Genomic DNA, 12,994 nt, shown 5'->3' on the forward strand with positions numbered 1-12,994 from the left:
GTTCGAATTCAAAGCAAAGGAATCACCGTGCCGACTCCCTCGCACACCGCCAGCCCGCTCATCGAAACCCTGCCGCCGCAGCGCGTGCTCGCGGTCGAGGATCTGACGGTCGCATTCCGCCGCGGCGACTCAATATTCAACGCGGTCCGCAATCTGTCCTTTACGGTCGAGCGCGGCGAGACGCTCGCGATCGTCGGCGAATCGGGCTCCGGGAAGTCGGTCACGTCGCTGGCGCTGATGCGGCTGATCGAGCACGGCGGCGGACGACTTGCCGGCGGCAGCATCGCGTTCCGGCGGCGCGACGGCAGTGTGCTCGATCTCGCGAAGACGTCTTCCGGCACGATGCGCACGGTGCGCGGCGCCGACATCGCGATGATCTTCCAGGAGCCGATGACCTCGCTCAATCCGGTCTTCACGGTCGGCGACCAGATCAGCGAGGCGACCGCGCTGCACCAGGGCAAGAGCCGCGAGGCCGCGCGCGCCGAAACCTTGCGTCTGCTCGAACTCGTGCGGATTCCGGAGGCGAGGCGCGTCGCCGCGCGCTACCCGCATCAGCTGTCGGGCGGCATGCGCCAGCGCGTGATGATCGCGATGGCATTGTCGTGCAAGCCCGCGCTCTTGATCGCCGACGAGCCGACCACCGCGCTCGACGTGACGATCCAAGCGCAGATCCTGCAACTGATCCGCGGCTTGCAGGATGAGATGAACATGGGCGTGATCTTCATCACGCACGACATGGGCGTGGTCGCCGAAGTGGCCGACCGGGTCCTCGTGATGTATCGCGGCGAGAAGGTGGAGGAAGGCGCATCGGACGCGCTGTTCGCCGCGCCGTCGCATCCGTACACGAAGGCGCTGCTCGCGGCGGTGCCTCGGCTCGGCTCGATGCACGGCACCGATCGGCCGGCGCGCTTCCCGATCCTGACCGTCGAGCAGGCCGGCGCGAACGGCGCCGATGCCGCGGTGCAGCCAGCCGCCGCCGTCGCCGAAGAAGCGCAGCCGCCGGTGCGCGACGACACGCCGCCGATTCTGCGCGTGCGCGATCTGGTCACGCGCTTTCCGGTTCGCAGCGGCCTGTTCGGCCGCATGACGGGCCGCGTGCATGCGGTCGAAAAAGTCAGCTTCGATTTGCGGCCCGGCGAAACGCTCGCGCTGGTCGGCGAGTCGGGCTGCGGCAAGTCGACCACGGGCCGCTCGCTGCTGCGGCTCGTCGAAAGTCAGAGCGGCTCGATCGAATTCGCTGGCAAGGAAATCAGCTCGCTGAGCGGGCCCGCGTTGCAGGCGCTGCGCCGCGATATCCAGTTTATTTTCCAGGACCCGTTCGCGTCGTTGAATCCGCGCTTGACCATCGGCTTCTCGATCATGGAGCCGCTGCTCGTGCACGGCGTCGCGCAGGGTGCCGAAGCGCAGGCGCGCGTCGCGTGGCTGCTCGAGAAAGTCGGCTTGCCGGCCGAGGCCGCGCGTCGCTATCCGCATGAGTTTTCGGGCGGGCAGCGTCAGCGTATCGCGATTGCCCGCGCGCTCGCGTTGAATCCGAAAGTCGTGATCGCCGACGAATCGGTGTCCGCGCTCGACGTCTCGGTGCAGGCGCAGATCGTCAATCTGATGCTCGATCTGCAGCGCGAACTCGGCGTCGCATATCTGTTCATTTCGCACGACATGGCCGTGGTCGAGCGCGTCAGTCATCGCGTCGCGGTGATGTATCTCGGCCAGATCGTCGAGATCGGTCCGCGTCGCGCGGTGTTCGAGGCGCCGCAGCATCCGTACACGAAGAAGCTGATGAGCGCGGTGCCGGTCGCCGATCCCGCGCGCCGTCACGCGAAACGCCTGCTTGCCGCCGACGATATTCCGAGCCCGATCCGCGCGCTGCACGACGGGCCGGTGGTCGCGCCGCTCGTCGCGGTGGGACCGGATCACTTCGTCGCACAGCATCGCATCGGCGGCGCGTATTGAGGAAGCGCCGCATCGCGTTGAAGCAGAAAGAGCTGGAGCAAAACCGCAGCACCGGCAACCGCGGCACAAACCAACTGAAGCACGAGCCAACCATAAAGACCCCGTCACACCATTAACTCGCAGCCTGGAGCAATCTCATGAACCTGCTGTTCCCGTCCTCTCCGTTTCGTTTGCGCGCGCTCGTCAGCGGCGGCGCGGTGGTGTTCGCGATGCTTGCGGGCAATCTGGCGCACGCCGAAACCACGGCCGTGATGGCCGTTGCGTCGACCTTCACGACGCTCGATCCGTACGACGCGAACGACACGCTGTCGCAGGCGGTCGCGAAGTCGTTCTACCAGGGGCTGTTCGGCTTCGACAAGGACATGAAGCTCATCAACGTGCTGGCCGACAGCTATGAGGCGAGCCCCGACGCGCGCGTCTATACGATCAAGCTGCGCCACGGCGTGAAGTTCCAGGACGGCACCGACTTCAATGCGGCCGCCGTGAAGGCGAACTTCGATCGCGTGACCGATCCGGCCAACAAGCTGAAGCGCTACAACATGTTCAGCCGCATCGAGAAGACGGAAGTGGTCGATCCGTACACGGTGCGCGTCACACTGAAGGCGCCGTTCTCGGCATTCGTCAACGTGCTCGCGCATCCGTCGGCGGTGATGATCTCGCCGGATGCACTCAAGAAGTACGGCAAGGACATCGCGTTTCATCCGGTCGGCACGGGTCCGTTCGAACTCGTGAAGTGGGACCCGGCCGGCGACCTGACCGTGAAGAAGTTCGGCGGCTACTGGAAGAAGGGCTATCCGAAGATCGACGCGATCGACTGGAAGCCGGTCGTCGACAACAACACGCGCGCCGCGCTGATGCGCACCGGCGAGGCTGACTTCGCGTTCCAGGTGCCCTTCGAGCAGGCCGCGCAACTGCAGTCGAGTCCGAAGGTCGATCTGATCGCGGCGCCGTCGATCATCGAGCGCTACATCAGCATGAACATGAACCAGAAGCCGTTCGACAACCCGAAGGTGCGTGAGGCGCTGAACTACGCGGTCAACAAGGAAGCGCTGACCAAGGTCGCGTTCGCCGGTTACGCGACGCCGGCCGACGGCGTGGTGCCGGAAGGCGTCGACTACGCGGTCAAGCTCGGTCCGTGGCCGTACGATCCGGCGAAGGCGCGCGCACTGCTGAAGGAAGCGGGCTATCCGAACGGTTTCGAAACGACGCTGTGGTCCGCGTACAACTACTCGACCGCGCAGAAGGTGATCCAGTTCGTGCAGCAGCAGCTTGCGCAGGTCGGCATCAAGGCGAGCGTCGAGGCGCTCGAAGCGGGGCAGCGCGTCGCCAAGGTCGAAAGCGCGCAGGACCCGGCGACCGCGCCGGTGCGCATGTACTACGCGGGCTGGTCGTCGTCGACTGGCGAGGCGGACTGGGCGATCAGCCCGCTGCTGGCGGGTTACTCGATGCCGCCGAAGATGGTCAACACGTCGTACTACAAGAGCGACGCGGTGGACAACGATCTGAAGCAGGCACTCGAAACCACCGACCGCGCGCAGAAGGCCGCGCTGTACGCCGACGCGCAGAAGCGCATCTGGGCCGACGCGCCGTGGATCTTCCTCGTCAAGGAGAAGGTCGTGTATGCGCGCAGCAAGCGTCTGTCGGGCGCTTACGTCGCGCCGGACGGCTCGTTCAACTTCGACGAGATCGCGATCAAGTGATGAGCGGACGAGGCGGCACACGTTTCGTCGTGGCCCGCCTCGTTTGCCGCTCATTCGCCGCTCATTTGCCGGACTGGTTTCATGCTGAACTTCCTCGTCAAACGTCTGCTGGGCCTGCTGCCGACGCTCTTCATCGTCGCCGTGCTGGTGTTCCTGTTCGTGCATCTGCTGCCGGGCGATCCGGCGCGGCTCGCCGCCGGTCCCGAAGCGGACGAAGCGACCGTCGCGCTGGTGCGCGCCGACCTCGGCCTCGACAAGCCGATGCCACAGCAGTTCGTCCGCTTCTTCTGGCGGATGGCGCACGGCGACTTCGGTGTTTCGACGCGCAGCAAGCGGCCGGTGAGCCAGGAGATCGCGGAACGCTTCTTCCCGACGCTGTGGCTGACGATCGCGAGCATGGTGTGGGCGGTCGTGATCGGCATGGCGATCGGCATCGCCTCGGCGGTGTGGCGCAATCGCTGGCCGGATCGGCTGGGCATGACGCTCGCGGTATCGGGCATTTCGTTTCCGGCGTTCGCGCTCGGCATGCTGCTGATGGAAATTTTCTCGGTGCAACTCGGCTGGCTGCCGATCGTCGGCGACGGTTCGTGGCGCAGCTACGTGCTGCCGTCACTGACGCTCGGCGCGGCGGTCGCGGCCGTGATGGCGCGCTTCACGCGGGCCTCGTTCGTCGAGGTGCTGCACGAGGACTTCGTGCGCACCGCGCGCGCGAAGGGCGTACCCGAGCGGCTCGTGATCGTCAAGCACTGCCTGCGCAACGCGCTGATTCCCGTCGTCACAATGATGGGCCTGCAGTTCGGCTTTCTGCTGGGCGGCTCGATCGTCGTCGAAGTGGTGTTCAATTGGCCGGGCCTCGGGCGCCTGCTGATCGATGCGGTGTCGATGCGCGACTATCCGATCATCCAGGCCGAGGTGCTGTTGTTCTCGCTCGAATTCATCATCATCAACCTGATCGTCGACGTGATGTACGCGGTGATCAACCCGACCATTCGTTTCAAGTGAGGCCCGCATGAGCACCACTGCCACCGGGCCGAACGCGGCCAATCCCGCGCTCGCCGAACGCGCGATCCGCACGCCGTGGAGCGAGTTCTGGCGCAAGTTCCGCAAGCAGCATGTCGCGCTGGCCGCCGGCGTGTTCGTGCTGCTCTTGATCGTGATCGCGATCATCGCGCCGCATATCGTGCCGTACGACCCCGAGAATTTCTTCGACTACGACGCGCTGAACGCGGGGCCGTCGCCCGCGCACTGGTTCGGCGTCGATTCGCTGGGCCGCGATATTTTCAGCCGCATCCTCGTCGGTTCGCGCATTTCGCTCGAAGCGGGCTTTCTGTCCGTTGCGATCGGCGCGGTGATCGGCACGTTCTTCGGTCTGCTTGCCGGGTACTACGAGGGCTGGTGGGATCGCATCACGATGCGCGTGGCCGATGTGCTGTTCGCGTTCCCCGGCATTCTGCTCGCGATCGGCGTGGTCGCGATTCTCGGCAACGGCATGATCAACGTGATCAGCGCGGTGGCGATCTTCAGCATCCCGGCGTTCGCGCGGCTCGTGCGCGGCAATACGCTGATGCTCAAACAGCTCACCTACATCGAAGCGGCGCGCAGCATCGGCGCGTCGGACTGGACCATCATCGTGCGGCATATTCTGCCGGGCACGATTTCATCGGTCGTCGTGTATCTGACGATGCGCATCGGCACGTCGATCATCACGGCGGCGAGCCTGTCGTTCCTCGGCCTGGGCGCGCAGCCGCCGACGCCCGAGTGGGGCGCGATGCTCAACGAAGCGCGCGCCGATATGGTGACCGCGCCGCATATCGCGCTGTTTCCGAGCCTCGCTATTTTTCTGACCGTGCTCGCGTTCAACCTGCTCGGCGACGGTCTGCGCGATGCGCTTGACCCGAAGCTGGATCGGCCATGAGCACGAATATCCATCACTCGGCTGAGCGTGCGCCGCATATCGGCACGTTGCCGGCCGGAGCGCTCGGCACGATCGCCGACGTGGACGGCGTCAGCGTCGGTCATTGCACGCTTGCCGAAGGCGCGTTGCAAACCGGCGTCACCGTGATCCGACCGCACCGCGGCGATCCGTTCGTCGACAAGGTGCCGGCCGCCGCGTCGGTGATCAACGGCTTCGGCAAGAGCGTCGGGCTCGTGCAACTCGACGAACTCGGCGCGCTGGAGACGCCGATCGCGCTGACCAACACATTCGGCGTCGGTACGGTCGCGCAGGCGCAGATCCGCGCGGCGATTCGCGCGAATCCGCGCATCGGCCGCGAATGGTCGACCGTCAATCCGCTAGTGTTCGAATGCAACGACGGCTACCTGAACGATATTCAGGCGCTCGCCGTGACCGAACAGCATTTCAACGAAGCGTTCGATGCCGCGAGTACCGATGTCGCGAGCGGTGCGGTCGGCGCGGGGCGCGGCATGTCGTGCTTCGATCTGAAGGGCGGCATCGGCACTGCGTCAAGGGTGGTCAGTGCGGCGGGCCGTGACTACACCTTCGGTGCGCTCGTGCTGGCCAACTTCGGCCGTCTGCCGATGCTGACGATCGACGGCACGCCGCTCGGCCCCGTGCTGGCCGAACGCGCGGCTGCGGCCGAGGCGGCAAATGCTGCTAATGCTGCTGCCAGCGCAACCTCCGACAAACGCGAGCAAGGCTCGATCATCATGATCGTCGCGACCGATGCGCCGCTCGACGCGCGCCAATTGAAACGCCTGTCGTTGCGCGCGGCGGCGGGTCTCGCGCGTACCGGCTCGGTGTACGGCCACGGCAGCGGCGATATCGCGCTGGCGTTTTCGACCGCGTACACGGTGCCGCACGGCGCGGACTTCGTCGCGCTGCCGCCGCTCGTCGCCGATCATTGTATGGACCCGCTGTTTCGCGCGTGCGCCGACAGCGTCGAACAGGCGATCGTCGATGCGTTGTGGAGCGCCGAATCCGTCACCGGCCGCGACGGCCATCGGCGGCTGTCGCTGCGCGACAGCGTGCCCGATCTTGCCCAACTGCTGAGGAATTCCGCGCGATGAAAGTCCTGATCTCCACCGACATCGAAGGCATCGCCGGCGTGTTTCATGCCGAGCAGACGCGCGCGGGCAACGGCGAATACGAAGCCGCGCGACGCTGGATGACGCTCGAAGCCAATGCCGCCATCGAAGGCGCGTTCGCGGGCGGCGCGACCGACGTGTGGGTCAACGATTCGCACGGCGGCTTTCGCAACCTGCTGCCCGATCTGCTCGATCCGCGCGCGCAGGTCGTGCTCGGCAAGCCGCGCACGCTCGGCATGATGGCCGGGCTCGAATACGGCGCGGCTCTCGTCTTCATGATCGGCTATCACGCGAAGGCGCAAACGCGCGGCATTCTCGCGCACACGATCAACAGCTTCGCGTTCGCGCGCGTCGCGTTCAATGGCGTGGAGCTAGGCGAAGCGGGGCTGTACGGCGCGCTCGCTGAAGAATATGGCGCACGTGTCGCGCTTTTGTCGGGTGACGACGTGTTCGCCGAGGAAACCGCGCCGCGTTTTCCAGGCGCGCGTTTCGTCGTCACAAAGACCGCGACCGGTCAGGCCAGCGGCGTCACGCAGTCGCCCGCGAGCGTGCGCGAGGCGCTGAGGGCTGCCGCGCGCGACGTGGTCCGTCAGCATATCGAAGCGGGCCGCGCGCCTGCCGCGACGCGTGGTGAGCCGCAAGCAATCGACTGCGAACTGCGCGTGCAAACGAGCGGGCTTGCCGATCTGTTCTGCCAATGGCCGACGCTCACGCGTGTCGATGGCGTGACGTTGCGTTTCAGTGCGGCGTCGGCCGAGCATGCGGTGCGGATGCTGAACTGTCTGTCGGCGATGTCGTTCATGTTGCGCTGAGCCGCGGCACGCCGGCCGCTGACAGCTTATTGCGGTGGCCTACTGCTGCTGCTGCCGGCTCAACTCGCGCGCCGCATGATCGATCGCCTCGGCCACCGCCCCGGCGTGCGACACCGGCGCGAGGTGGCTCGACGCGACCGGCACCACCTTCGCGCCGATGCGCCCGGCGATCATTTTCTGCAAATCGGGCGACACCGCGCGGTCTTTCGTCGTCAGCACGTACCACGATGGTTTGTCTTTCCAGCCGACCTGATCGACCGGTTCGTCGAATGCGCTCGCGGCGATCGGTACCTGCGCGGCGGCAAGCACCCGGGTGACGGTCTCGGGCACGTCGGCGGCGAGGTCGGCGTGATAGCGCGCGCGGTCGAGCCACAAAAAACCGTTCGCGTCCTTGCTGATGCTCTGGCCGGCCGGCATCGGCCCGCCGGCCTTCATCACGTCCATCGCCGATTCGTGCAGTTGCGGCGCAAGCGCGGCAACATACACGAGCCCGGCGACGTTCGGCGCATTGGCGGCGACCTCGGTGATCACGACGCCGCCCCACGAATGTCCGACCAGCAGCACCGGGCCGTTCTCGCGATCGAGCACACGGCGGGTCGCGGCAACGTCGTCGGCGAGCGACGTCAGCGGGTTCTGCACCGAGCTCACGTGATAACCCTTTTGCTGCAGCTTCGCGACCACGCCGTTCCAGCTCGAGCCGTCGACGAACGCGCCATGCACGAGCACGATGTTGCGCACCGGGCCGCCGAGCGCGGCGGCAGGCGGCGTGCTGGCGGTAGCGGGGGCCGCCCCCGTTTGCGCAAGCGCGGGCGTACCGACGCCCGCGAAACAGAGACACAACGCAGCGGCGCAAAGCAGACGTTTGGGCAACATGTTGAAGCTCCGCAGCTTGAAAAGTGGACTCCGGCAACATACTCGCGTGCCATCCCCGTGACAATCACAATCCGCGCGCTTAAGTGCGGCGCACAACGAAGGCGGGCGGCTACGGACGTCAGAGGAATATCGGTCGGGTAAAATTATCGGTTTTGCCGGACCGGACACGTGCTGTCCGGCCGTGCAATCGGCCACAGCGCTGCCTTCGACGGCGCTCTACACGCAGCGGCCACACGCAGCGATCTCCACACAGCAGGGCGTAATGAATAGTGCAAAGCAGCAAGAGGGCCTGAAGCGCGGGCTCAAGAATCGTCACATCCAGTTGATCGCGCTGGGTGGCGCGATCGGCACCGGCCTCTTTCTCGGCTCCGCCAGCGTGCTGCAGGCCGCGGGTCCGTCGATGATCCTTGGCTACGCGATCGGCGGCGTCATCGCGTTCATGATCATGCGCCAGCTCGGCGAGATGGTCGCGCAGGAGCCGGTCGCCGGCTCGTTCAGCCACTTCGCATACAAGTACTGGGGCGATTTCCCGGGCTTCCTGTCGGGCTGGAACTACTGGGTGCTCTATGTGCTCGTCAGCATGGCCGAGCTGACCGCGGTCGGCACCTACGTGCATTACTGGTGGCCGGGCGTGCCGACATGGCTGTCGGCGCTGGTGTGCTTCGCGATCATCAACGCGATCAATCTCGCCAACGTGAAGGCCTACGGCGAAACCGAGTTCTGGTTCGCGATCATCAAGGTCGCGGCGGTGATCGGCATGATCGTGTTCGGCGGCTATCTGCTGATCAGCGGTCACGGCGGCCCTCAGGCGACGGTCGCGAACCTGTGGAGTCACGGCGGCTTTTTCCCGCACGGCTTTCACGGCCTGTTCATGATGCTAGCGGTGATCATTTTCTCGTTCGGCGGGCTGGAACTGATCGGCATTACGGCGGCCGAGGCCGCCGAACCGCAGAAGAGCATCCCGAAGGCCGTGAACCAGGTGATTCTGCGGATCCTGATTTTCTATATCTGCTCGCTCGCGGTGCTGCTGTCGCTGTATCCGTGGAACGAGGTGGCGGCGGGCGGCAGCCCGTTCGTGATGATCTTCTCGCAGATGGGCTCGTCGCTGACCGCCAACGTGCTGAACGTGGTCGTGCTGACCGCGGCGCTGTCGGTGTACAACAGCGGCGTCTACGCGAATAGCCGCATGCTGTACGGTCTCGCCGAGCAGGGCAACGCGCCGCGCGCGCTGCTGAAGGTCGACCGGCGCGGCGTGCCGTATCTGGCGATCGGTCTGTCCGCGCTCGCGACGTTCGCATGCGTGATCATCAACTACGTGATCCCGGCCGAAGCGCTCGGTCTGCTGATGTCGCTGGTGGTCGCGGCGCTGGTGCTGAACTGGGCGCTGATCAGCCTCACGCATCTGAAGTCGCGCAAGGCGATGGTGGCCGCGGGCGAGACGCTGGTGTTCCGCTCGTTCTGGTTTCCGCTCAGCAACTGGATCTGCCTCGCGTTCATGGCGCTGATCCTCGTGATTCTGGCGCTGACGCCGGGCTTGTCGGTCTCGGTTTGGCTGGTACCGGCATGGCTCGTGCTGATGTGGGGCGGCTACGTGATCAAGCGGCGCCGCGAGGCGACTCGCGCTAGCGTGGGGATTGCGAGCTGATCTTCACGCGGCGAAGTTCCCCACATAGGTCGATCCCGTGTGGGCGAGCGCACAGATCGATTTTTGCGAACCGGTAATCTCTGTCCGGTCGTCCGGCACGAAGCCGGCGCGGAGAGACACCATGTTCAACGCAGGCGCGGTACGGACCAGGTCGAACTTCGGCGCGGGTGCCGCGCTCCTTCTGCTGATTGCGGTAGCCTGCCTCGCGCTGCGCATCCTGCACGTCGTCGCGAAGTTTCGTGGCGACGTCCCCGACGCCTTCGGCGATTTCAATTTCTACCTGTACGCATTCAACGTCGTGCTGCACGACCCGGCGCGCCTGTACGATCACGACGCGCTGATCGCGTTCTTGCAGGGCATCGGCGCGCGCTCGACGGGCGACGACATCTTCTACGCCTACCCGCCGCAGTTCGCGCTGGTGTTTGCGCCGCTCGCGCTGCTGACGCCGCTCGCCGCGAAAATCGTCTGGGTGAGTGCGTCGATCGTGTTGTTCGCGCTGGCTTTGTATCTCGTCGTCACGATGGCGTACCGCGGCGCGGAGCGCAGCGTTAGCCTGCTGCTGGTGGCGGTCGCGCTGTTGAGCTTTCCGCTCGTCGAAGATACCTACGACGGCCAGTCCAACGAACTGCTGTTCTTCCTACTGGTTGCGACCTTCGCGCTGATCGAGCGTGGCAAACGCTATGCCGCTGGGCTCTTTCTGGGCTTCGCGATCGCGATCAAGCTCACGCCTCTCGCCGTCGCCGGTCTGCTGTTGCTGCGCCGAGAATGGCGGACGTTCGTGATGGCGAGCGTCGTTGCGATTGCCTTGACGCTGATTACCGGAGCGCGGCTCGGCTTCGACGTTCTGTGGCACTACTTCGTGTCGGACATGCCGCGCCTGAACGGCATGGCACTGGCGATGAGCGGTGGCGGCGCGCCGATGAACAACGCCGTGCGGGGCGCGTTGCAGACGCTATCGGCGATGCTCGGCATGCCGATGTCCGGTACGTTGCTGTCGATTGTCTCGCATGCGTTGGTGCTGGCTGTCTGCCTGCTGTCCGCGTATCTGGTGTTTCGCCGCCATCGGGACAGCCGCATCGACTACGCGCTCGCCTCGATGACGATGCTCGTGGCTTATCCGATCCTCGAGCCGATCCACATGGTGCTCGCGTTGATCCCGTTGCTGATTCTGCTGGGCACCGCATTCGAAGCGCGCGACGTGCAGTTGTCGGCGCTCGGTCCGAGACTGGAGATGCTGCTGGTCGCGGTCGTCGTGGTCTTGCTGTTCTTTGCGGCTCGGTTTGTGTCGTACACGGTCGCGGCGCTCGTCATTTACGGACTCTGTGTTGCAAGATACTTTCCACCGTCAGAGGTGGGATGGCGAGAGCGGGCTTACCAGCCTGGATGAACGATCCTGGTGTGGCGCGGCTCCTCATAAGGGCTTTGCATGAAGGTGCAATGGGAATCAGAGAACTGCTCGCGGAGCAGGATGCAAAGTTCGTGAGCCTGCGGGCGCGGAGAGCCTCCATGTTCTTGCGGGGGCTTTTCTGTTTCTTCGGAAGGCGGACATTTTGGGCGGTCGCCCATGTACGGACTGCCTGTCGCACGGTAATTATCTGAATGCTGCCAACCCCGGCAGCGACTTCAGATAGACCAACGACACACCTATGTCCCTGTCCGTATTTGAGATGCACTCCGTGGAGTTGTTCTGCCAGCGGCCACCAGGTGCCTGTTTTGTCATCTGTGACGAGCGGCACTATAAGGCGTGCCTTGGAAAGGCCGCAGACCGTCAGAGGGCCAGGGCGGAGACCCGGGAATTTCTTGAGATTGCCGCACTGAATCACAGGAAGTGGGAGGAGGACCGGAAGCTTGTCAGGCGGATCCAGAAGAGTGGCTGGCTGTTTTTCCATAGCGCGCGGCACCGCAACCCTGACACCGATGGCTGGTGGGTTATCGTGGCTCTTCTCGAAGAGGTTCGCCGGGGCAAACTGCTTGCCATTAGAGGTCCGCGTAATGGCCTGTTTCCGTCACCTTACCGCAGCATTCCGCTAAGGAATCCCGTAGCGAGGACCGGCACTCATCCGGACGGCGAACCCATTCGGTCCGTCGAGTATGATCCGGCCACCTGGCAAGCCCAGTTAGCCGCTGCGCGCGCAGCCAGGGCGACATCGCCACACATCGAGATACCACAGGCACTGACCAAGGCGCAGCGGTGGCAGACGCGCAAGGCGCTGATTGCGACGGGCAATGCGGCCATGTCAGGGCGCGCGCGGGCAGCGGCTGAACGGCTCGCGCGCAACAATGTCGCGGTGGAGAAGGCCAGACTCTCCGATCATGTCTACGAGCCGTCCAGTCCGGTGCCCGAAGGGTGGGCGAACCGCAGCGGGGATACGGGATTTCTGGATCAATATCGACTTGATCCGCTTGATCTGAAAATAGAAGGTTCAAATTTCCGGGCGCAGCTATATGAACCCGATCCTGATGTCTTTGGCGGAGAGATGAAGCCCACACTCGCGTTCAAGGGAACCGAAATGACGAGCCTGAGCGACTGGTCGAACAACTTTAACCAGAGCGTGGATTGGAAATCGCCTTACTATGAGCGTGCCGTAGATATTGGATGGAAGATGCGCCGCACACAGGCGCCAATTGATATTGCCGGACACTCGCTAGGTGGCGGTCTGTGTTCTGCCGCTTCTTTGGCCAGCGGCAAGGACTGCTGGAGCTTCAACGCCGCCGGCCTGCACCCGAAGACGGTCGAACACTACGGCGGCCAGGTCACGCCATCGAACATCAATGCCTACCATGTGAACGGCGACATTCTGACCGTCGCACAGACGTGGACGCCGCTGCCCGGTGCAGCCGGTACTCCCTATCTCCTTCCCGGCAGCGGCTCGCCCGTGTCGCGGCACTTCATCACGCAGGCAATAGACGGCATCGAGCAGCAGAAGGCGGAGGACATCACCGTACTTGAAACACTGTCATAGCGAGGC

10 protein-coding genes are annotated in these 12,994 nt (G+C 64.7%); 9 read left to right on the forward strand and 1 reads right to left on the reverse strand.

What is annotated here, in order from left to right; translation table 11 throughout:
- Window positions 1-27: 27 nt before the first annotated feature.
- From G5S42_RS01760 to G5S42_RS01785, 6 genes are all read left to right on the forward strand, one after another.
- Window positions 28-1,950, forward strand: coding sequence for a dipeptide ABC transporter ATP-binding protein (locus G5S42_RS01760; protein WP_176105266.1), 1,923 nt, complete (start codon window positions 28-30; stop codon window positions 1,948-1,950).
- A 137-nt stretch (window positions 1,951-2,087) separates the two neighbouring features.
- A complete protein-coding gene (gsiB, locus tag G5S42_RS01765) occupies window positions 2,088-3,650 on the forward strand; it encodes a glutathione ABC transporter substrate-binding protein GsiB (protein ID WP_176105267.1) in 1,563 nt (520 codons plus the stop codon).
- Window positions 3,651-3,731: 81 nt separating this feature from the next.
- Window positions 3,732-4,652 (forward strand): glutathione ABC transporter permease GsiC, encoded by a 921-nt coding sequence (gsiC, locus tag G5S42_RS01770; RefSeq protein ID WP_176105268.1) that lies wholly within the window; start codon window positions 3,732-3,734, stop codon window positions 4,650-4,652.
- A 7-nt stretch (window positions 4,653-4,659) separates the two neighbouring features.
- Window positions 4,660-5,565, forward strand: a complete 906-nt coding sequence (gsiD, locus tag G5S42_RS01775) for a glutathione ABC transporter permease GsiD (protein ID WP_176105269.1) — start codon at window positions 4,660-4,662, stop codon at window positions 5,563-5,565.
- The gene (locus G5S42_RS01780) at window positions 5,562-6,677 is read left to right on the forward strand and encodes a DmpA family aminopeptidase (protein ID WP_176105270.1); all 1,116 of its coding nucleotides are present in this window, start codon (window positions 5,562-5,564) and stop codon (window positions 6,675-6,677) included. The genes gsiD and G5S42_RS01780 overlap by 4 nt, the downstream gene beginning before the upstream one ends.
- Window positions 6,674-7,507, forward strand: a complete 834-nt coding sequence (locus G5S42_RS01785; protein ID WP_176105271.1) for a M55 family metallopeptidase — start codon at window positions 6,674-6,676, stop codon at window positions 7,505-7,507. Before G5S42_RS01780 ends, G5S42_RS01785 begins: the two co-directional genes overlap by 4 nt.
- Before the next feature lie 39 nt (window positions 7,508-7,546).
- Here the strand turns inward: G5S42_RS01785 and G5S42_RS01790 are convergent, their stop codons facing one another.
- Window positions 7,547-8,380 carry an alpha/beta fold hydrolase gene (locus tag G5S42_RS01790; RefSeq protein ID WP_176105272.1) on the reverse strand — a complete coding sequence of 278 codons (834 nt, stop codon included), beginning with the start codon at window positions 8,378-8,380 and terminating at the stop codon, window positions 7,547-7,549.
- A 262-nt stretch (window positions 8,381-8,642) separates the two neighbouring features.
- Between G5S42_RS01790 and G5S42_RS01795 the strand changes: the two genes are divergently transcribed.
- The 3 genes from G5S42_RS01795 (at window position 8,643) to G5S42_RS01805 (ending at window position 12,988) form a co-directional block, all read left to right on the forward strand.
- A complete protein-coding gene (locus G5S42_RS01795) occupies window positions 8,643-10,025 on the forward strand; it encodes an amino acid permease (protein WP_176105273.1) in 1,383 nt (460 codons plus the stop codon).
- A 121-nt stretch (window positions 10,026-10,146) separates the two neighbouring features.
- Window positions 10,147-11,412 carry a glycosyltransferase family 87 protein gene (locus G5S42_RS01800; protein WP_176105274.1) on the forward strand — a complete coding sequence of 422 codons (1,266 nt, stop codon included), beginning with the start codon at window positions 10,147-10,149 and terminating at the stop codon, window positions 11,410-11,412.
- 259 nt (window positions 11,413-11,671) lie between these two features.
- Window positions 11,672-12,988, forward strand: coding sequence for a Tle-like phospholipase domain-containing protein (locus tag G5S42_RS01805; RefSeq protein WP_176105275.1), 1,317 nt, complete (start codon window positions 11,672-11,674; stop codon window positions 12,986-12,988).
- The last annotated feature ends 6 nt before the right edge of the window (window positions 12,989-12,994 follow it).

Origin of the sequence: Paraburkholderia youngii (assembly GCF_013366925.1) — a bacterium.
In the GTDB taxonomy this organism is placed as follows: Bacteria; Pseudomonadota; Gammaproteobacteria; order Burkholderiales; family Burkholderiaceae; genus Paraburkholderia; species Paraburkholderia youngii.